Origin of the sequence: Mycobacterium sp. pV006 (assembly GCF_041287115.1) — a bacterium.
Classification (GTDB): Bacteria; Actinomycetota; Actinomycetes; order Mycobacteriales; family Mycobacteriaceae; genus Mycobacterium.
Genome location: NZ_JBGGKT010000005.1, coordinates 261,805 through 281,269, shown reverse-complemented (window position 1 = coordinate 281,269; position 19,465 = coordinate 261,805). Strand labels below are relative to the sequence as shown.

The window sequence follows — 19,465 nt, the reverse complement described above, 5'->3', positions numbered from 1 at the left end:
TATCGGATTCCGTCCCTAACCTGGAGACATGTCCGAGAACTCCGCCGCCGCTGTCCACGCGATCGACAGCGGCCGCCGGGATGGCCCGGTGGTGGTGCTGTCCAACTCGCTCGGGTCCACCCATCGGATGTGGGATCCGCAGCTCGCCGCGCTCGAGGAGCGATTCCGGGTGATCCGGTACGACACTCGCGGTCACGGATCGTCCCCGGTCCCGGCGGGTCCGTACTCCATCGACGACCTCGCCGACGACCTTCTGGCTGTTCTGGACCGATTCGACGTACCCCGGGCACATCTGGTCGGTCTGTCGCTGGGCGGCATGACCGCGATGCGGCTGGCCGCGCGCGAGCCCGCGCGGGTCGACCGCATGGTGGTGCTGTGCACGGCGACCCGGCTTCCGCCGGCCGACGGGTGGCGCCAGCGCGCTGCGACCGTGCGCGCCGAGGGGACCGTCGCGGTGGCCGAGGCCGTGGTCGCCCGCTGGTTCACCCCCGACTACCTGCAGAACCACCCGGACGCGCGGCGCCACTACGAGGACATGGTCGCGAGCACGCCCGCCGAGGGGTACGCCGGCTGCTGCGAAGCCATCGCCGAACTCGACCTGCGGACCGCGCTGCCGGACATCAAATCACCGACACTGGCGATTGCGGGGGCAGACGACCCGGCCACCCCGGTGCCCACCCTCGCCGAGATCGCCGATCTGATCCCGGATTCCGGCTTGCGGGTGATCGACCACGCCGCGCATCTGGCCAATGCCGAACAACCGGCGCAGATCACCGCTGCCCTCATCAATCACCTGGAGAAATCATGACCTGCGACAAAGTGATCGACTCGGCCGCGACCGCGGTCGCCGACATCCGCTCGGGTTCCAGCCTGGCCGTCGGCGGCTTCGGGCTGGCCGGCATCCCGTGGTTCCTCATCGAAGCGGTCCTCGACCAGGGCGCCGACGACCTGACCATCGTCAGCAACAACTGCGGCGTCGACGGCGCCGGCCTGGGCCTGCTCCTGGAGGCACGGCGTATCAGCCGGGTCATCGCGTCCTACGTCGGTGACAACAAGGAGTTCGCACGCCAGTACCTCGCCGGTGAACTCACCGTCGAGCTGACCCCGCAGGGCACGCTGGCCGAACGGCTACGCGCCGGCGGCAGCGGAATCGGGGCCTTCTTCACCCCCACCGGCGTCGGCACGCTGGTCGCCGACGGTGGGCTGCCGTGGCGCTACCACGCCGACGGCACGGTGGCGGTGGCCTCGCCGCCGAAGGAGGTCCGCACCTTCGGTGGCCGCGAGATGCTCCTCGAAGAATCCATCGTCACCGACTTCGCGCTCGTCCGCGCCGCAGTGGCCGACCGTGCGGGCAACTGCGTCTTCCACGCCGCGGCCCGCAACTTCAACCCGCCGGCCGCGATGGCCGGGCGCGTCACGGTCGTCGAGGCCGAGCGGGTGGTCGAGGTCGGCGAGATCCATCCCGACGAGGTGCACCTGCCCGGTGTCTTCGTCCAACGGGTCGTCGAGCTCAGCCCGCAGCAAGCCGTCCGCAAGGGCATCGAAAAGCGAACCACGCGGCCTCGGATCCCGCACCGCGACAAGGCAACGCAGGAGGCACTGACATGAGCTGGAGTCGACACGAGATGGCTGCGCGCGCCGCACAGGAGCTGAGCCCCGGCGACTACGTCAACCTCGGAATCGGACTGCCGACCCTGATCCCCGACTACCTGCCGGAAGGCTCGGGGGTCACCCTGCACGCCGAGAACGGCATCCTCGGCGTTGGCCCGTTCCCCTTCGACGACGAGGTCGACCCCGACTTGATCAACGCCGGTAAGCAGACGGTGTCGGTGGTCCCGGGTGCCTCCTACTTCGACTCGGCCACCAGCTTCGCGATGATCCGCGGCTGTCACATCGACGTGGCGGTGCTGGGCGGCATGCAGGTCGCGGTCAACGGCGATCTGGCCAACTGGATGGTCCCGGGTTCGATGGTCAAGGGCATGGGCGGTGCGATGGACCTGGTCAACGGGGCCCGCAAGGTCATCGTCCTGATGGACCACGTCACCAAAGACGGTTCCCCGAAGCTGGTTTCGCGCTGTGATCTGCCGCTGACCGGCAAGGGTGCGGTCAGCCGCGTCATCACCGACCTGGGTGTGCTCGACGTCGCCGGCACCGAGTTCGCGCTCGTCGAGCTTGCACCGGGTGTCAGCTACGACGACGTCGTCGCCGCCACCGGCGCGCCGGTCAACGACCTCCGTCAGCGCCGCAGCGCGGCCAGTTCCGAGCGGGAGCGCACGCCGAGTTTGGCGTAGATGCGCGTGAGGTGATACTGCACCGTCTTCTGCGACACGTACAGCTCGGCAGCGACCTCGCGGTTCGAAAGCCCCTGGGCCACCAGGTTACTCACCGCTTCCTCCTGAGGCGTGAGTGCGACGTCGCCGTCGCGTTGCGGGTTGAGTCCACCGGCTTTGAGTTCGCGGTCACAGCGGGCCACCAACGTGGCGGCACCCAGCGACAGGTACAGCTCGCGGGCCACGCTGATCACCGTGTCGGCCGCCCGGCGCTTACCGGCTCGGCGCAACGTCTGTCCGTAGGCGAAATTGATGCGGGCCAGGTCGTAGCGCAGCGGGAGACCGTCGAGGCGCTCCAACGCTTCGTCGAAAGCCCTTCGGGCAGCGTTGATGTCACCCCGCGCGCCGAGCAACCGGCCCCGGGCGTAGGCCAGCCGCGCGGCGGCGCTGCGGTGCCCCCGCGACTTCGCCCGCTGCTCGTGGGGACGCAGGAAGGCCTCCGCGCCGTCGAGGTCCCCGTCGAGCACCATGGCGTTGGCCAGCAGATCCGGCCAAGGCCAGTAACCCGGTTCCTGCAGGGAGGTGCCCGCGGCGATGGTGCGCAGCGGGGTGACGATCCGGCGTACCGCAGCGTAATCAGCCTGTGCTTCGGCGATCTGACCCTGCAGCAGCACCGTCGGGATGCGCATCATCGCGTACTCACCGGGTGCCGACCCCGCCGCGCGCGCCGCGTCCTCGGCGTCACCCCAGTGCCCACGCAGCGCCGCGATCTGGCCGGCGGTCCATTCGAGAAGCGGTGTCACCAAAGTGATCCCGCTGTCCGCGGCGATCCTGCGGCCGTGCGCGACGCTGACCAACGCGTCGTCCCAGTCGCCGGCGGCGAACTGGACCCGCGCCAGCCAACCGTAGGCCCACAGCGTGATCCGCCGGGAGCCGCCCAGTGCTGCGGCCGTGACCGCGCTCTCCAAACTCGCTCGCGCGCCGTCGATGTCGTCGCGGACTAGCTGCACCCAGCCGCGGCCCATGACCACCCGTTGGGCCTGGGCGCCGTGCCGCACCCGCGCAGAGAGGTCGTCGTAGGCCGCGGCCGCCCGCTTGGCATGCCCGGCCGCCAGCAGACCCAGGCCGCGGATCGCTTCGGCTTCGATCGCCGCGGGGGAGTCCTCGTCGGCCAGGCCGAGGGCGCGATCGGCCCAGTGCACCAGCGCTTCGCCTTCGCCGCGCACCAGGGTGTGCAGGACGTGGCGTTGGGCGATGAACGCGGCGACGGCGGGGTCCCGATCGGGATGGACGATGTCCCACGCCCGGGACAGCCGCATCTCGGCTTCGGTGGCGCGGCCGCGCAGGATGGCCAGATAGGCCAGAACCGCGTTGCGCAGCGGGGTTTCGCGCAGACTCTCGATGGTCGGCACGTAGGCGGCCGCGCCCCGGCAGTCACCCGCGGCCACCAGCGCATCCACCGAACGGGTCAGACGTTCGTCGCGCAGCAGCGGGTCGGTGGTCAGTCGGGCGGCGTCGCGGAACAACGAGGCGGCGTGCGCCCAGGCCCCGTCGGCGCCGCATGCGTGCGCCAAGGCGTCGACCTCGTCGGCCAGCGCCGCGTCCGGCAACGGGGTGGCGGCGACCCGGTGACGCAACCTGCGCGTCGGGTCGGTGACGACGTCGGCGGCGCGGCGGTGGGCCGCCGCCACGGCGCTCGGTCCGGTCACGTCGAGCACGGCGGCGGCGGTGAGTCTGTCGTGCAGTCGCGGAGCCAGGGCGTCGCCGGACGGGATCAGCCCGGCCTGGACGGCCGATTCCACCGCGGCCAGCGGGTCCTCGAGGGCGGCCAGTGCCGCGGCCTCGCTCAACGTGGCGTCCTCGGCGAGTACCGCGAGCGCGACACACAGAGCCCGCCCGTGCGGGCCGGCGAGCTCGAGTGCCTCGGCGACCCGCTCGGCGACGCGGCGCGGTGCGGGCAACGGAGCGTCGGGCTGATTCCAGGTCTGGGGGGTCACCTCGTCGAGCAGAGCCAGGATGTGGCCGGGGTGGCCGTCGGTGTGGCGGGTCAGCGCCGCGGCCATCGTCGGATGCAGGATGTGCCCGCGTGCAGACGCCAGCGAGGTGACGTCGTCCGCGGTGAGTCCCGTCAGCCGCACCGACGTGGCCACGGCGTCGCGGAGCTCGACCGGCAGTTCGACGGCGACGCCGCAGAGGATCAGGACCGGTAGGTGACGGTGGTGGCGTGCCAGCGTCGAAAGCGCTTGCAAGGACACCTGATCGGCCAGATCGCTGTCGTCGACGACGATCAGCGTCGGAGCGTCGGGGGTCAGTGTCTGCGACAGTTGGCCGGCCGCGGCCACCGGGTCGGTCGGTGCGGGACGCTGCAGCAGCTGGGATACCACCCCGCCGGGGAGTTCGGTTTCCCACGGGGTCGCGGTCGCCCACCGGCTGCCGTCGCTGCGCGCAGCCATCCGGCGCAGCAACGCGGACTTGCCGATGCCGGCCGGGCCGGTCACGGTGACGACGTCGATACCAGCGGACCCGGTGGCCGCCAATCGACGCTCGAGCTCGCCGATTTCGCGTGCGCGACCCACGAACGGGGCGGGCGCCGGGCTCACGGCACCCATCGTAGGCCCGGTCTACCCCAGATCGCCGCCGGCGACCGGCAACACCGTGCCGGTGATGAACGACGCCTCGTCGGAGGCCAGGAAGCAGATCGCGGCGGCCTGCTCATCCAGCGTCGCGTACCGCTTGAACAACGACGAGGCCAGGGTCTGCTCGATGTGGGCATCGAACCAGGCCTGCTCGGTCTCGGTGGTCGGCGTCGGCGTGCCGCGGGAGATACGCCGCGGTGGGGCGGCGGTGCCGCCCGGCGCGGTGGCGACCACGCGGATTCCGGCGTCGGCGTATTCCATTGCCAGCGAGGCGGTCAACGCGTTGACGCCACCCTTGGCCGCCGAGTACGGGATGCGGTGGATCCCGCGGGTGGCCACCGACGACACGTTGACGATGACGCCGGTGCCCCGCTCGACCATGCCCGGCAGCACGGCGTGGCACGAGTACAGCGTGGTCATCAGGGACCGGTCGATCTCGGCGCGGACCTGCTCGGCGCTGAACTCGATGAACGGTTTGAAGTTGATGGCGCCGCCGACGTTGTTGATCAGCACATCGACCGTGCGGAACGTCGAAAGTGTCTGCCGTACCAGGCTCTCGGCACCTTCGGCGTGTTCCAGGTCGACGGTGACCGCCAGCACCGGCGGTTTGCCGGGTGCCGACAGTTCGTCGGCGAGTTCCTTGACCAGCTCGGAACGGTCGGCCAGCACCACCGTTCCGCCCTCGGCGTGGATGCGCCGGGCGGTGTGCTCGCCGATGCCCTGCGCCGCGCCGGTGACGATGACGACCTTGCCGCCGAACCGGCCGGGGCTGACGAACGCCGGCTGGTTCTCCGACGCCGAATCCGACATCGCCCGCCGCATGGTCTGCATGGACCGTTGGGCGTGGTCGGCGATCAGCCGGCGGGCAGCGTCGCGGTCGCCGGCCTCGATGGCATCGACGATCTCGACGTGGTCGGTGGCGCACCGCGGATGGCACCAGGTGGCGCGACGCAGGACCTCACTCATCCGGCCTTTGACGTCGAGGGCCTGATAGGCGTGCAGCAGGTGCTCGTTGCCGGTCATGGTGAACAGGTAATCGTGGAAGGCGGCGTTGGTCTCGGTGTACTGCGCGGGGTCGGTGAACCGCTCGCCGTCGACGTACGGCAGCGTCGACTCGGCCAGCAGGCGGTACCCGGCCAGCTGGGCGCTCGTCAGCCGGCCCACCGTCAGCTCCAGGGCGCCGAGTTCCAGTGCCGCGCGGGCCTCGAACAGTGCGTCGGAGGTCCGCATGTCGGGATGTTCCTCACCGATCTGGTAGCCGTCGGGGCTGACGACCGGCGCCTCGACGGGCGGTAGCTCCGGCCACAGCGCCTGACCGGCGATCAGACGGATGGTCTCGTCGTCCCCGGTGGTCGCCGGATACACCGTCAGCGGCGCGATGCTCTGCTGCGGCAGCATCACCTGGCCCGCGACAGCGCGGGCCTCGGGTGCGGTGATGAGGTTCTCCAGCTGCGCGGGGGCGGGCCGGGCGGCCACCGCGGCGGGCGGGGCGTCGTGTGCTGGGGCGGTGGGCGCTGGAGGGCGGGTAGCGGACGTGGCCAGGCCGAACTTCTCGTAGTAGAAGCCGCTCGGTTCGATGCCGGCGCCGGACAGGTGGGTGCGGACCGATTCGACCATCGGCGGCGGACCGCACAGGTAGATGGCGACCTCGCCGTCGTGCAGGTGATCTGTCTCGATCAGGTTGGTGACGTAGGCGCGGTCGGGTCCCCGGTTGAGCGCTGTGCTGTTCGGATCCGACACGCAGTGATCCCAGGTGAAGTCCTCCAGATCAGCGGCGACGGCGGTGATCTCGTCGAGGGCGACCAGGTCCGCGTCGGTGCTGACGCCGTAGATCAGGTGGGCGCGGCGGTCGCTCTTCTTGGCTGCCATGGCGCGCAGCATCGACAGCACCGGCGCCAGACCGGTGCCGCCGGCCAGCAGCAACACCGGACGATCGGCATCACGCAGGAAGAAGGACCCGTTCGGACCGGTGAAGGTGATCGCGTCACCGACGGTCGCGCGGTGGGCCAGGTAGTCCGACATCGCACCGCCGGGGCTGAGTTTGACCAGGAAGGTCAGGCGTTCCTCGTGCGGCGCATTGGCGAACGAGTACGAGCGGCTCTGGTCGGTGCCGGGCACCTTGATGTTGACGTATTGGCCGGGCAGGAACGCCAACTCGCCGCGGTTGGGAATGTCGATGCCGATCTTGACGGTGGTCGGGGACAACCGTTCCAACTCGGTCAGGGTGCCCGAGTAGTCGGTGGCCTGCGTCTTGGCCGACTCCGAGGTGCCGGCGATCTGCAACACCAAGTCCGAACGCGGCCGCATACTGCACGGCAACACGTAACCCTGCTCGGCCTCGTCGGCCGAGAGCGCGTCGTCGATGTAGGTGCCGCCGTCGTAGGTTCCGGACTCGCACAACGCTTTACAGGTGCCGCAGGCGCCGTCGCGGCAGTCCAGCGGGATGTTGATGCGCGACCGGTAGGACGCATCGGCGACGGTCTGGTCGCCGCGGCACGTCACGAAGCGCGTCACACCGTCCTCGAAGGACAGCGCGACGGAATAGGTGTCGGTGGGTGCAGACACGGCGGTCTCCTCTAGAAGTGGTAGACGTCCACCACGTGGTGGATGTAGTCGTTCTTGAGCACGACCGTCTTACGCCGGATCAACGGTTGCGGACCGCCGAAATCGATGGTGTAGAACGAGGTCCCGTAGTAGGGATCGATCGTGTTGTAGCGGAAGTACATGGTGTGCCAGTTGAATCGGACGTCGACGAGGTTGCCGCGCTGTTCGATGATCTCGACGTTGGTGATGTTGTGGCTGGTGCGCGGTTCGGGGATCGAGGTGGCCGACGACCGTTCCGTGCGGATGCGGAACACCCGGTCCTCGAGGCCGCCCTTGTTCGCGTAGTAGATCAGCGAGATGTCGCGTTGTGGGTCCTCGACCAGACGGTCGTCGTCGGTCCAGGCCGGCATCCAGTAGACGACGTCGTCGGCGTAACAGTCCAACCACTTCTCGAACTCGCGGTCGTCGAGGTGACGCGCTTCGCGGTACAGGAACTGCTCGATCGCGTGCTGGCTGATGGTGACCGCGCCGGGGGCGGGGTCGATCACTGCGTGGTGGGTCATGGTCACTTCTCCGATTCCGTTGCCAGGGCTTGCTTCATCGCCGACAGCCAGTAGCCGTGCTGCACGGGGTAGAGCCCCTCGTCCTCGTTCTTGAGACCCGAGGACAGCACGTCGTGCATGCCGAGCGACTCGGCGACCTCGTCGGGTCCGGACAGCCAATGCTGCGCGCCGCGGCTCATGTCGTTCCAGGGCGCGGCCTGCGCGCGGAACGTCAACTGGCAGGACCGGAATTCCTCCAGGTCGTCTGGGGTGGCCATGCCCGAGGCGTTGAAGAAGTCCTCGTACTGGCGGATCCGCGCCGCCCGCGCGGAGTCGCTCTCCCCCTTGGGGGCGATGCAGTAGATGGTGACCTCGGTCTTGTCCGGGGCGATCGGCCGGAAATGCCGGATCTGCGTCGAGAACTGGTCCATCACATACACATTCGGGTACACGCACAGGTTGCGTGAGCCCTTCACCATGAACTCGCCCTTGGCCTCCCCGTGGACGGCCTTGAGCTCGTCGAGCTTGTCCCACAGCGGACGGTCCTGAGGATTGGCCGCCCACGTCCACAGGCAGAGGTGCCCGTTCGGGAAGGACCAGTAGCCGCCGCCGGACTTGCCCCAGCCGCCGGCGTCGAGGGCCTTGGTGGCGTTGGTGGATTCGCCGGTGTTGCGCCGGCTGGTGGTTGCGGCGTAGTTCCAGTGCGTCGCGGTGACGTGATAACCGTCGGCGCCGTTCTCGGCCTGCACCTTCCAGTTGCCGTCGTAGGTGTAGGTCGAGGAGCCCCGCAGGACCTCGAGTCCGTCGGGGGACTGGTCGACGAGCATGTCGATGACCTTGGTGGCGTCGCCGAGGTGCTCGGCCAGCGGCACCACGTCGGGGTTGAGGCTGCCGAACAGGAACCCTCGGTAGCTGTCGAACCGGGCGACCTTGGTCATGTTGTGCGAGCCGCCGACGTCGAAGGAGTCCGGATAGCCGGCTCCTTCGGGGTCCTTGACCTTGAGCAGGCTGCCGTCGTTGCGGAACGTCCAGCCGTGGAACGGGCACGTCAGCGTCATGCGGTTGTCGGTCTTGCGGCGGCAGATCATGGCGCCGCGGTGCGCGCACGCGTTGATCAGGCAGTTCAGGGTGCCGTCCTTGGACCGGGTGATCACGACGGGCTGGCGGCCCATGTAGGTGGTGAAGTAGTCACCGGGATTGGCCACCTGGCTCTCGTGGGCGAGGTAGATCCAGTTGCCCTCGAACAGGTGCTTCATCTCCAGCTCGAAGATCTCCTCGTCGGTGAAGATCCGGCGGTTGGCGCGGTACACACCGGCTTCGGGATCGTCGACGACGGCGTCGGCCAGCACGGCGGCGACGTGGTTCACGGGGTCGGTCGCGAATGCGGTCACGGGCGTCTCCTTGCGGTGCGGTGTGAGGTCTACTTGCACACTGGCACGCAGTGTCGGCCGTCACACTAGGCATATCCCCAGTCCTGACCTAGGTGCTCATTGATCAACTGGGTCAATCAATAAGGGCAAACTAGGTCTTTGTGATCTATTTATCGCGGGTCTAGCGTCAACGGTGTCGGCCGTCACATCCGGCCGGAAAACCGGGAGGATCACATGGAGCTGCGTCACCTGCGCTATTTCGTCGCAGTGGCCGAGACCTGCCACTTCGGGCAGGCCGCCGAGCAGTTGCACATCGCGCAGCCCGCGCTGTCCTACGCCATCCGCCAGCTGGAGAACGAACTGGACGCGGTGCTGCTGACCCGCACCACCCGGCAGGTGTCGCTGACGCCGGCCGGTGAGTTCCTGCGCGGGGAGGCCACCCGCATCCTGGCCGCCGTCGACGAGGCGCAGCAGGGCGTCCGACGGATCGCAGCCGGGCGCAGCGGGCTGGTGCGGCTCGGTCTGACCGGTACCGCGGCGTTCTCGCACCTCCCCCGCATCGCGCGCATCCTCGGCCGCGAACTGCCCGCGGTCGCCTTGGACATCCAGTCCGACATGCTGACCCCGCAACAGTGCGACGGGCTGCGCGTCAACGCGCTCGACATCGGCGTGCTGCGTCCACCGGCCGTCGGCGAGGACATCGAAGTCCGCACGATCGACGACGAACCGCTCGTGCTCGCCGTGTCGGCCGATCATCGCCTCGCCGTGGAGCCGGTGGTGTCGCTGGCCGACCTGCGCAGCGAGGCGTTCGTCGGATACGCCAGCCCCGACTCCGCGGTCAACCAGGCCGTGCTGCGCAGCTGCCGGCGCGCCGGTTTCGTGCCGCACCGCGAGCACAGTGCCCCCACCACCGCGGTGCTGCTGGCGCTGGTGGCCGCGGGCATGGGCGTGGCGGTGCTGCCCGCGTCGGTCCGGGCGCTCCCGTTGAGTGGCGTGGTGTTTCGCGATCTCGTCGACGGAGGTTCCGTCGAACTGGCGCTGGCCTGGCGCCGCGGTACCGACAACCCCGTCGTCGACGCCGTCGTGGCGGTCCTCTCGGACGCGCTGGCACCCCGCTCCGACTTCGTCACCACCGAGGAAACCTCATGAAAATCACTGCCATCGAAGCCATCCCGTTCTCCATCCCCTACACCAAGCCGCTGAAGTTCGCGTCGGGGGAGGTGCACATCGCCGACCACGTGCTGGTGCGCGTGCACACCGACGAAGGCGTCGTCGGCGTCGCCGAAGCACCGCCGCGGCCCTATACCTACGGCGAGACGCAGGACGGCATCCTCGCGGTGATCCGCAACATCTTCGCGCCGCAACTGGTCGGTCTGACCCTGACCGAACGCGAGGTCGTGACCGCGCGGCTGTCCCGCACGGTCGGCAACCCGACCGCCAAAGCCGCTGTGGACATGGCGATCTGGGATGCACTCGGCCGCACTCTCGGCCTTTCGGTCACCGCGCTGCTCGGCGGCTACACCGACCGGATGCAGGTGAGCCACATGCTCGGCTTCGATACCCCGGAGCGGATGGTCGTCGAAGCCGAGCGCATGGTCGACACCTACGGAATCCGGACGTTCAAGGTCAAGGTGGGACGCCGGCCGGTCCACCTCGACACCGCGGTGGTGCGCGCGCTGCGCGAACGCTTCGGCGACACCGTCGACCTGTACGTCGACGGCAACCGCGGCTGGACGGCCGCCGAATCAGCGCGAGCCATGCGCGAAATGGCCGACCTGGACCTGCTGTTCGCCGAGGAACTCTGCCCCGCCGACGACGTGCTCGGCCGCCGGTGGTTGGTGTCGCAGGTCGACGTGCCGTTCATCGCCGACGAATCGGTCGTCACCCCCGCCGATGTGACCCGCGAGGTACTCGGCGGCTCGGCCACCGCGATCAGCATCAAGACCGCCCGCACCGGGTTCACCGGATCCCGGCGGGTGCACCATCTGGCCGAAGGCCTGGGTGTCGAGGTCGTCATGGGCAACCAGATCGACGGGCAACTCGGCACCGCCTGCGCCGTGTCCTTCGGCGCAGCCTACGAGTCGACCTCGCGGCGGGCCGGGGAGCTGTCCAACTTCCTCGACATGTCCGACGACCTGCTGACCGTCCCGCTGTGCATCCGCGACGGTGCGCTGCAGGTGCCCCCGGGTCCGGGACTCGGCGTCGAGATCGACACCGACAAGCTCGCGCGCTACCGCACCGACAACTGAATCTCGCCCGGACGCAGCCACGCCCGGGACCGTAAAGATCACCACACCCTGAGAAAAGAGAGCATCATGACCACATTGGAGACCCCGGTCGACGTCGCTTCTGCCGCCGCGTCAGGCGCCTCGGCCACCGCACGCTTCTACGCCGACAAGTCACCGTTCGAAGCGGTTGCCGGCACCCCGTGTGAACGGGTGAGCACCCTTGCCCGCGAGGTCCTTTCGGCCGTACACGACACGATCCGTCGGCACCGCGTCACCTACGACGAGTACAACGCCCTCAAAGCGTGGCTGATCAGTGTCGGCGAGGACGGGGAATGGCCGCTGTTCCTCGACGTCTGGGTCGAGCACGTCGTCGAAGAGGTCGCCACCGACCACCGGGCGGGCAACAAGGGCACGATCGAGGGTCCGTACTATGTGCCGGGATCGCCGGAATGCTGTGCGCGCGGCACGATTCCGATGCGTGACGGCGAACAGGGCACGCCGCTGGTGTGGGACGGCACCATCACCTCCATCGATGGCACGCCGCTGCAGGGCAAGGTCGAGCTGTGGCACGCCGACGCCGACGGCTTCTACTCGCAGTTCGCCCCGAACCTGCCCGAGTGGAACCTGCGGGGCACCTTCAGCACCGGACCCGACGGGGCTTTCCAGATCAGCACGATCCGGCCTGCTCCGTACCAGATCCCCACCGACGGAGCCTGCGGCAAGCTGATCGCCGCGGCCGACTGGCACGCGTGGCGGCCCGCGCACCTGCACGTCAAGGTGTCCGCGCCCGGCCACGAGCTGCTCACCGCCCAGCTGTACTTCCCGGGCGACCCGCACAACGACGACGACATCGCCGGCGCGGTCAAACCCGAGCTGGTCCTGGATCCGCAGCCCAACAGCGACGGCACCCAGTCCGTCACGTACGACTTCGTCCTCGACCCCGTGAAGGCCTGAGCGGCATGCTGTTTCACGTACGCATGGATGTCGCGATCCCGCACGACCTCGATCCGCAGCAGCGCACCGAGCTCATCGCGCGGGAGAAGGAGTACAGCCAGCAGTTGCAGCGTGCCGGGAAGTGGCCGCACATCTGGCGCATCGTCGGCGAGTACGCCAACTACTCGATCTTCGACGTCGAATCGACCGACGAGCTGCACGATCTGCTGGCGGGTCTCCCGCTGTTCCCGTACATGAAGATCCACGTGACACCGCTGGCGGCGCATCCGTCGGACATCTCGGTGCAGGACTGAGGAAGAACCGTGACCATATTCGCCACCCGCGCCGTCGACGTCGGCCGCCTGGCCGACACCGCGGCGATGACACCGCGCCGCTGGGGAGTCATCGCGCTGTGCTTCGTCATCGCGCTGCTCGACGGTTTCGACACGCAGTCGATCGCGTTCATCGGCACGTCGATCAAGAACGACTTCGGTCTGAGCACCGCGCAGATGACCTGGGTCATCACCGCGAGCACCATCGGCATGTGCCTGGGCGCCATGAGCCTGGGCGCGCTCAGCGACCGGTTCGGTCGTCGGCCCACCGTCCTGCTGGCACTGCTGGTGTTCGGGGGGTTCTCGATCCTGGGCAGCATCGCCCAGACACCCGAACAGATCATCGCCTTGCGGTTCTTGATCGGTATCGGAATGGGCGGCGCCACACCGGCACTGCTGGCGCTGACCGCCGAGTACAGCTCCCGCGAACGCCGGGGCACCTTCATGACGCTGGTGCTGCTGGGTCTGCCCGGCGGTGCGCTGCTCGGCGGCCTGGTCGCCGCGGCCTGGCTGCCGATCGTCGGGTGGCGGGGCATCTTCCTGATCGGCGGCCTGCTGCCGATCGTGCTCGCCGTGGTGTGCTACCTGGTGCTGCCCGAATCGCCATCCCTGTTGGCGGCCAAGGGAACCGAGAGCGGCCAACGACGCATCCGGGTGCTGGCCGAGCGCTACTTCGGCACCCGCTTCGACGAGAACACCACCTTCGTGCTGTCGGAGGTCAAGACCTCGCGCGGCTCGGTACGCGAACTGTTCTCCGAGCGGTTCCGGTCGGTGACCACCGCGGTGTTCAGCATCTACTTCCTCAACTGGATCGCGTGGTTCCTGCTGCTGCTGTGGATGCCGACCGCGCTGAACATGCTCGGTCTGTCGCCGGCGGCCGCAGCGATGGGCACGGTCACCGTCAACGGCGCCTTCATCCTGTTCGCGCTGCCGCTGTCGGTGCTGCTCCCGCGGGTCAACGCCCGCGACCTGCTGCTGGTGATGTTCGGTTGCGGCATCGCGGTGGCCGTCGGATTGGCGATGGCGGGATCGTCGTTCGCGATCGTGTTCGTGCTGATCGGGCTGGCGGGCTTCGGCATCGGCGGTCAGCAGCTGGCGCTGAACTACCTGATCGCCACCGCCTACCCGACCCAGCTGCGCGCCACCGCCACCGGCTGGGGCATCGGCATCGGACGGATGGGCACCATCGTCGGGTCGGCACTCGGCGGGGTCCTACTGAGCAGCCTGGGCGTCAGTGGCTACTTCATGGTCCTGGCGCTGCCGCTGGTGCTGGCCGCACTGACCACGCTGCTGGTCAAGAAGAGCTACGGCGAACCGGTGACCGAAACGGTCTGACTACCCGCCGAATTCGACGGGCAGGGTCGTCGGCCCGGTCATCCCCAGGATCGGATCCCACGGCGCGTCCCCGGCGATCCGCAGGCCGGGGAGCCGCCGGGCCAGGATCACGAGCGCGTGGGCCAACTCGAGGCGAGCAAGATTGGCGCCGAGGCAGTAATGCGCCCCGCCACCGAAGGTCAGGATCGGTGGTGGGGCGCTGCGGCGCAGGTCCAGCCGCTCCGGGTCGTCGTAGCAGGCCGGGTCGCGATTGGCCGCGAAGGTGTTGACCAGCACGAATGTTCCTGCAGGAAACCGCAGCCCGGCGATCTCGGCGTCCTGCAGGACCGTGCGCGGGGTCCCGCACACCGCCGGGGAGTGGCGCATGGTCTCCTCGACGGCCGACATCGCCAACTCCGGGTCGTCACGCAGCTGCGCCCACTGCTCCGGGTGCTCGCAGAGCGCCTGCACCGACGCCGCGAGCTGGTGGCGGGTGGTGTCGGTGCCGGCCATCAGCAGACCCGCGGCGAGCATGCGCAGCTCGGCGGTGCTCAACCGGTCGCCGTCCTCCTCGGCGCGGATCAGGTCGGACAGCAGGTCGTCGGTCAGTGTGCGGCGACGGCGGGCGATCATGTCGTCGATGAAGTCGTCGAGTTCGTTCCACGCCGCCATCACGACGTCCTGGTTCTCGACGATGTTGGTGCTGAAGCTGAACGCCTGGAACACCGTGTGGGTCCAGTCGGAGAACCGCTGCCAGTCCTCGCGCGGAGCGCCCAGCAGCGCACAGATGATCGGCACCGGATACGGGCGGGCGATGTCGGTGACGACGTCACACCGCCCGGCCTCGACAACGTCGTCGACGAGCCCGTTGACCACCTCGTCGACGGTGGGTCGCAGGCGCGCGACGGCGCGCGGGGTGAACTCCCGGCTGACGAGCCGACGCAGCCGCTGGTGCTCTTCGCCGTGCAGGCACAGCAGCGAGCCCATCACCTTGTCGAACAACGGACCCGAGGTGACGCCCACCATCGTGAGATTGATGCCCGGCGGCGGCGCGAACCGGGTGTCCCGCAGGACGTGCCGGGCCAGTTCGTAGGACAGCACCTCCGGGCCGGCCGGTCCGATCGCCACGGGGGCCTGCTGCTGCGCGGCGTACAGGTCCGCACGGACGTCAGCCGGGGTCGCGGTCAGGTCGTAGTCGAGGGTCGGAAGTCCGGCGTCGAACACGTTGCGCACACCCGTCTGCACGGTCACGACCTGAATGTAGGGCGTCCCCGGCGTCGACGACGTGCGAATCAGGCGGACCGGGACCGCTTCTGTTCGTAGAGATCACGGTCGGCGGCGGCCAGGATGTCCTCGAACGCAGCGGTCTCTGCTGATCCCACGGCCACTCCACAGCTGACCTTGACGGGGTGGCCGTCGGCGAGGGTGGTTGCCAGTCTCCGCGCTTGCGGCTCGGTGTAGCCGCTGAGCACGATCACGAACTCGTCGCCGCCGAGCCGGCCGACCACGCTGGACCGCGGTGCCCGGAGACGCCAGCGCCGGGCCAGTTCGCTGAGCACGAGATCACCGGCGGCATGGCCGCTCTGATCGTTGACACCCTTGAAGTCGTCGACGTCGAACACCAGCACCGCGACCGGGTGACGGCGCCGCCGCGCCTGCGCCAACAGCCGTCGGACCTGCCGGTTGACGCCGGCGCGGTTCCACACCGAGGTGAGCGGATCCCGGAACGCCGCCTCGAGCAGGACGGCGTTGGCCAGGCCGAAGACCTCGCAGGCGCCGATGATGCTGGCGGCGTACATGATCAGGTACAGCGCGGGGACCGGTGCGGGTGCGACGACGAGCGCGGCCACCGCCGCGAGCGTCATCACCGCGGTGACCGTGCGCGCGGTCGTCGGGTCGTGCCAGGTCCGGACGAAGATCGCGACGAAGATCAGCGGCACCACCGACCACACCTGCGCGACCAGTTGCTCGTGGAACAGCACGGCCGCGACCGGCGCCGTCGCCAGGCACGTCACCGCGGCGACGTACCGCGCACCGCACAGCGGGGCCCGCAGGCAGAGCAGGAGACCGACACCGGTCAGCAAGGTCGCCAGGATCTCGCCGCGCCCGTCGGTGGGCACCACGTCGAACACCTGCGCATGCACCACCGCCGAGAGGTACAACAGCAGCAGCACGGCCAGGTAGGACATCAGCATCCGGCGTCGCAGCGCATCGTCGAGATGCAGAGCCGCGCCGCCACCGCGATGGCTTCGCCACCCCGCCGGTATGGAACGGTTCATCGAAATTGCTCTGGTCCTCTCGGGCCGATTCAGTATGACCGACCGGCGAAAGGAACAATCGCGGGTATGAGTGGGTCGGTCAGGGTGCGGATCCTCGGTGTGGGGATGGGACCGCAGCACGTCACCGCCGAGGTGGCCGACGCGTTGCGGGGCGCCGATTACGTGCTGGCTGCGCAGAAATCGGATGGCGACCCGTTGCTGGCGCTGCGCCGAGAGATCCTGCGCCGGCACGGCGACCCCGAGTTGGTCGCGGTGCCCGACCCGCCGCGCGACCGCTCGGAAAGCCTGACCACCCGCGGCTACGAGGGCGCGGTCGCCGACTGGCACGACGCGCGCGCGGCCCGGTACGCCGATGTGCTGCGGGCCCGCGGCGGCACCGCGGCGTTCCTGGTGTGGGGTGATCCGTCGCTCTACGACTCGACCATTCGGATCGTGGAGAAGGTCCGCGCGCTCGGCCTCGATCTGGACTACGACGTGCTGCCCGGCATCAGCGCCCCGCAGCTGCTGGCCGCCCGGCACCGCATCGTGCTGCACGAGGTCGGCCGCCCGGTCCACCTCACCACCGGCCGGCGTCTGCAGGAAGCCGTCGCGGCGGGCCTGGACAACATCCTCGCGATGCTCAACCCGCCTCCGCATCGTCTCGACTTCACCGGCCTCGACGGCTGGACGATCTGGTGGGGTGCCAACCTGGGGGCACCCGGGGAACAGCTGCTGGACGGACCGTTGGCTGAGGTGCTGCCCCGGATCGCGGACGCGCGTGCCGCTGCCGAGCGTCGCGACGGCTGGGTGATGGACCTGTTCCTGGTCAGGCGCACCTGATGGCGGGGCTGCTGATCGCGGGCACCACCAGCGACGCCGGCAAGAGCGTGGTCACCACCGGGCTGTGCCGGGTGCTCGCGCGCCGCGGCGTGAAAGTGGCGCCGTACAAGGCGCAGAACATGTCGAACAACTCGATGGTGTGCGCCGAGGGTATCGAGATCGGCCGGGCGCAGTGGGTGCAGGCGCTAGCCGCCCGCGCGACGCCGGAAGCCGCGATGAACCCGGTGCTGCTCAAACCCGGCAGCGACCGACGCAGTCATGTCGTGCTGATGGGTCAGCCGTGGGGGCACGTCGACTCCGCAGACTGGCTGGAGGGCCGACGCGCGCTGGGGAGGGCCGCACACGCCGCCTACGACGACCTGGCCGCACGTTATGACGTCGTCGTCGCCGAGGGCGCCGGCAGTCCCGCCGAGATCAACCTGCGCGCAGGCGATTACGTCAACCTCGGGCTGGCCCGGCACGCGGGCCTGCCGACCGTCGTCGTCGGCGACATCGACCGCGGCGGGGTGTTCGCGGCGTTCCTCGGCACCGTCGCGCTGCTGAGTCCTGAAGATCAGGCACTGATCGCCGGGTTCGTGGTCAACAAGTTCCGCGGCGATCGGGCGCTGCTCGACCCCGGTCTGCGTGATCTCGAACGCCTTACCGGCCGAACCGTTTACGGGACGTTGCCGTGGCATCCCGACATCTGGCTGGACTCCGAGGACGCGCTCGAACTCGCCGGGCGCCGCTCCACTCGGTCGGGTGCGCACCGTGTCGCGGTGGTGCGCCTGCCGCGGATCAGCAACTTCACCGACGTCGATGCGCTCGGCCTGGAGCCCGACCTTGATGTCGTATTCGCCTCGCACCCAAGTGCTCTCGCCGACGCCGACCTGATCGTCCTGCCCGGAACGCGGTCCACGATCGCCGATCTGGCGTGGCTGCGCTCCCGAGGCCTGGACCGCGCACTGCTCGCCCACGCCGCCGCGGGCAAGCCGCTCCTGGGTATCTGCGGCGGATTCCAGATGCTGGGTCGGGTGATCCGCGATCCGGACGGCATCGAGGGTAGCGTTGCCGAGGTCGACGGTCTGGGATTGCTCGATGTGGAGACGGATTTCGTTGCCACCAAGACGCTTCGGCTGCCCGAAGGGGTATGGCGGGGGGCCGCGGCGTCCGGGTACGAGATCCACCATGGCCGCATCACCCGCGGCGCCGGTGTCGAGGATTTCCTCGGCGGCGCCCGGTCCGGCGCGGTGTTCGGCACCATGTGGCACGGCTCGCTGGAAGGTGATGCGCTGCGAACCAGGTTCCTGTCCGAGACCCTGGGTTTGGCGCCTTCCGGGGTGTCCTTCCCCGCTGCGCGGGAGCGTCGTCTCGATCTGCTCGGTGACCTCGTCGAAACCCACATCGACGTCGACGCGCTGCTCGCCCTCGCGGAAAACGGTGCACCCGAGGGTCTTCCGTTCCTACCCCCCGGAGCGCCGTGATGCGGATCCTGTTGCTGGGCGGCACCAGCGAAGCCCGCGCGCTGGCCGAACTGCTGATCGACGACGGCATCGAGGTGACATCGTCGTTGGCCGGGCGCGTCACCGATCCGCGGTTACCGGTCGGGGAGGTGCGCATCGGGGGCTTCGGCGGTGTCGACGGCCTGCGCGCCGTGCTGGGGGATTACGACGCCGTCGTCGACGCGACCCATCCGTTCGCGAAGAACATCTCGGCCAACGCCGCCGCCGCATGTGGGCCGCAGACGCCGCTGCTGCGCCTGGAGCGTCCGGGCTGGGGGTCGCGCAGCCGCGACTCCTGGCACTGGGTCGACACCCACGAAGAGGCCGCCGACACCGCGGCCGGTCTGGGCCGGCGGCCGTTCCTGACGGTCGGGCGTCAGGAGATCGGGCGCTTCATCCCGGCGTTGCGCGCCCACGCCGTGCTGGCGCGCGTCGTGCAGGCCCCCGACGTCGCGCTGCCCCCGGCGTGGCGGCTGATCACCAGCCGCGGCCCCTACGAGCTGGCCGGTGAACTCGCACTGATGCGCGAACACCGCGCCGACGTACTGATCACCAAGGACTCCGGCGGTGACCACACCTGGCCGAAGATGGACGCGGCCGAACAGCTGGGCGTGCCCGTCGTCGTCGTCCGCCGCCCGGCCCGCGCCGCCGAGGTGCCCACCGTCAACGACGTCGCCGAGGCGCTGGCCTGGGTACGCGCCTCCCTACGATGACGAC

Annotated in this window: 17 protein-coding genes; 11 read left to right on the top strand and 6 right to left on the bottom strand. The window is 69.4% G+C overall.

Going from position 1 to position 19,465, the window contains the following annotated elements; genetic code table 11:
- Positions 1-28: 28 nt before the first annotated feature.
- From pcaD to ACAG25_RS10780, 3 genes are read left to right on the top strand one after another with little or no spacing between them, the layout of a single operon-like run.
- Positions 29-808, top strand: a complete 780-nt coding sequence (gene pcaD / locus ACAG25_RS10790) for a 3-oxoadipate enol-lactonase (protein ID WP_370488357.1) — start codon at positions 29-31, stop codon at positions 806-808.
- The gene (locus ACAG25_RS10785; protein WP_370488356.1) at positions 805-1,608 is read left to right on the top strand and encodes a CoA transferase subunit A; all 804 of its coding nucleotides are present in this window, start codon (positions 805-807) and stop codon (positions 1,606-1,608) included. The genes pcaD and ACAG25_RS10785 overlap by 4 nt, the downstream gene beginning before the upstream one ends.
- Positions 1,605-2,291: a 3-oxoacid CoA-transferase subunit B gene (locus tag ACAG25_RS10780; RefSeq protein WP_370488355.1), complete on the top strand. Its 687-nt coding sequence runs from the start codon at positions 1,605-1,607 to the stop codon at positions 2,289-2,291. Before ACAG25_RS10785 ends, ACAG25_RS10780 begins: the two co-directional genes overlap by 4 nt.
- Here the strand turns inward: ACAG25_RS10780 and ACAG25_RS10775 are convergent.
- Genes ACAG25_RS10775 through benA form a run of 4 tightly spaced genes read right to left on the bottom strand, consistent with a single transcriptional unit; the run spans position 2,237 to position 9,383 of the window.
- Entirely contained in the window at positions 2,237-4,870 is a 2,634-nt protein-coding gene (locus tag ACAG25_RS10775; protein ID WP_370488354.1) for a LuxR C-terminal-related transcriptional regulator, read from the bottom strand. The two genes, ACAG25_RS10780 and ACAG25_RS10775, sit on opposite strands and share 55 nt — an antisense overlap.
- Positions 4,871-4,891: 21 nt before the next feature.
- Positions 4,892-7,471 carry a benzoate 1,2-dioxygenase electron transfer component BenC gene (benC, locus tag ACAG25_RS10770; protein WP_370488353.1) on the bottom strand — a complete coding sequence of 860 codons (2,580 nt, stop codon included), beginning with the start codon at positions 7,469-7,471 and terminating at the stop codon, positions 4,892-4,894.
- 11 nt (positions 7,472-7,482) lie between these two features.
- The gene (gene benB, locus ACAG25_RS10765; RefSeq protein WP_370488352.1) at positions 7,483-8,013 is read right to left on the bottom strand and encodes a benzoate 1,2-dioxygenase small subunit; all 531 of its coding nucleotides are present in this window, start codon (positions 8,011-8,013) and stop codon (positions 7,483-7,485) included.
- Between the two features lie 2 nt (positions 8,014-8,015).
- Positions 8,016-9,383, bottom strand: a complete 1,368-nt coding sequence (gene benA, locus ACAG25_RS10760; protein WP_370488351.1) for a benzoate 1,2-dioxygenase large subunit — start codon at positions 9,381-9,383, stop codon at positions 8,016-8,018.
- A gap of 213 nt (positions 9,384-9,596) precedes the next feature.
- Between benA and ACAG25_RS10755 the strand changes: the two genes are divergently transcribed.
- The 5 genes from ACAG25_RS10755 (at position 9,597) to ACAG25_RS10735 (ending at position 14,190) form a co-directional block, all read left to right on the top strand.
- A complete protein-coding gene (locus ACAG25_RS10755) occupies positions 9,597-10,511 on the top strand; it encodes a LysR family transcriptional regulator (protein ID WP_370488350.1) in 915 nt (304 codons plus the stop codon).
- Positions 10,508-11,611, top strand: coding sequence for a mandelate racemase/muconate lactonizing enzyme family protein (locus ACAG25_RS10750; protein ID WP_370488349.1), 1,104 nt, complete (start codon positions 10,508-10,510; stop codon positions 11,609-11,611). Before ACAG25_RS10755 ends, ACAG25_RS10750 begins: the two co-directional genes overlap by 4 nt.
- Before the next feature lie 66 nt (positions 11,612-11,677).
- A complete protein-coding gene (gene catA / locus ACAG25_RS10745) occupies positions 11,678-12,544 on the top strand; it encodes a catechol 1,2-dioxygenase (protein ID WP_370488348.1) in 867 nt (288 codons plus the stop codon).
- A gap of 5 nt (positions 12,545-12,549) precedes the next feature.
- The gene (gene catC, locus ACAG25_RS10740; RefSeq protein WP_370488347.1) at positions 12,550-12,837 is read left to right on the top strand and encodes a muconolactone Delta-isomerase; all 288 of its coding nucleotides are present in this window, start codon (positions 12,550-12,552) and stop codon (positions 12,835-12,837) included.
- 9 nt (positions 12,838-12,846) lie between these two features.
- Entirely contained in the window at positions 12,847-14,190 is a 1,344-nt protein-coding gene (locus ACAG25_RS10735; protein ID WP_370488346.1) for an MFS transporter, read from the top strand.
- On the opposite strand, the gene ACAG25_RS10730 is transcribed toward ACAG25_RS10735, so the two are convergent.
- Complete coding sequence (locus tag ACAG25_RS10730) at positions 14,191-15,420, bottom strand: cytochrome P450 (RefSeq protein WP_370488345.1); 1,230 nt, start codon at positions 15,418-15,420, stop codon at positions 14,191-14,193.
- Positions 15,421-15,461: 41 nt separating this feature from the next.
- A complete protein-coding gene (locus ACAG25_RS10725; protein WP_370488344.1) occupies positions 15,462-16,448 on the bottom strand; it encodes a diguanylate cyclase domain-containing protein in 987 nt (328 codons plus the stop codon).
- Between the two features lie 66 nt (positions 16,449-16,514).
- Here ACAG25_RS10725 and cobF point away from each other — a divergent pair, with 66 nt between their 5' ends.
- The 3 genes from cobF to ACAG25_RS10710 are packed head-to-tail and all read left to right on the top strand — an operon-like array spanning position 16,515 to position 19,461.
- The gene (cobF, locus tag ACAG25_RS10720; RefSeq protein ID WP_370488343.1) at positions 16,515-17,267 is read left to right on the top strand and encodes a precorrin-6A synthase (deacetylating); all 753 of its coding nucleotides are present in this window, start codon (positions 16,515-16,517) and stop codon (positions 17,265-17,267) included.
- Complete coding sequence (locus ACAG25_RS10715; RefSeq protein ID WP_370488342.1) at positions 17,267-18,730, top strand: cobyric acid synthase; 1,464 nt, start codon at positions 17,267-17,269, stop codon at positions 18,728-18,730. Before cobF ends, ACAG25_RS10715 begins: the two co-directional genes overlap by 1 nt.
- On the top strand, positions 18,730-19,461 hold the full coding sequence (locus ACAG25_RS10710) for a cobalt-precorrin-6A reductase (RefSeq protein ID WP_370488341.1): 732 nt from the start codon (positions 18,730-18,732) through the stop codon (positions 19,459-19,461). The genes ACAG25_RS10715 and ACAG25_RS10710 overlap by 1 nt, the downstream gene beginning before the upstream one ends.
- Positions 19,462-19,465: the final 4 nt, after the last annotated feature.

Bases quoted from the DNA above. Each gene is read 5' to 3' on its own strand.
- pcaD (WP_370488357.1), top strand. From the start codon at position 29: ATGTCCGAGAACTCCGCCGCCGCTGTCCACGCGATCGACAGCGGCCGC.
- ACAG25_RS10785 (WP_370488356.1), top strand. From the start codon at position 805: ATGACCTGCGACAAAGTGATCGACTCGGCCGCGACCGCGGTCGCCGAC.
- ACAG25_RS10780 (WP_370488355.1), top strand. From the start codon at position 1,605: ATGAGCTGGAGTCGACACGAGATGGCTGCGCGCGCCGCACAGGAGCTG.
- benB (WP_370488352.1), bottom strand. From the start codon at position 8,013: ATGACCCACCACGCAGTGATCGACCCCGCCCCCGGCGCGGTCACCATC.
- ACAG25_RS10755 (WP_370488350.1), top strand. From the start codon at position 9,597: ATGGAGCTGCGTCACCTGCGCTATTTCGTCGCAGTGGCCGAGACCTGC.
- ACAG25_RS10750 (WP_370488349.1), top strand. From the start codon at position 10,508: ATGAAAATCACTGCCATCGAAGCCATCCCGTTCTCCATCCCCTACACC.
- catA (WP_370488348.1), top strand. From the start codon at position 11,678: ATGACCACATTGGAGACCCCGGTCGACGTCGCTTCTGCCGCCGCGTCA.
- catC (WP_370488347.1), top strand. From the start codon at position 12,550: ATGCTGTTTCACGTACGCATGGATGTCGCGATCCCGCACGACCTCGAT.
- ACAG25_RS10725 (WP_370488344.1), bottom strand. From the start codon at position 16,448: ATGAACCGTTCCATACCGGCGGGGTGGCGAAGCCATCGCGGTGGCGGC.
- cobF (WP_370488343.1), top strand. From the start codon at position 16,515: ATGAGTGGGTCGGTCAGGGTGCGGATCCTCGGTGTGGGGATGGGACCG.
- ACAG25_RS10715 (WP_370488342.1), top strand. From the start codon at position 17,267: ATGGCGGGGCTGCTGATCGCGGGCACCACCAGCGACGCCGGCAAGAGC.
- ACAG25_RS10710 (WP_370488341.1), top strand. From the start codon at position 18,730: ATGCGGATCCTGTTGCTGGGCGGCACCAGCGAAGCCCGCGCGCTGGCC.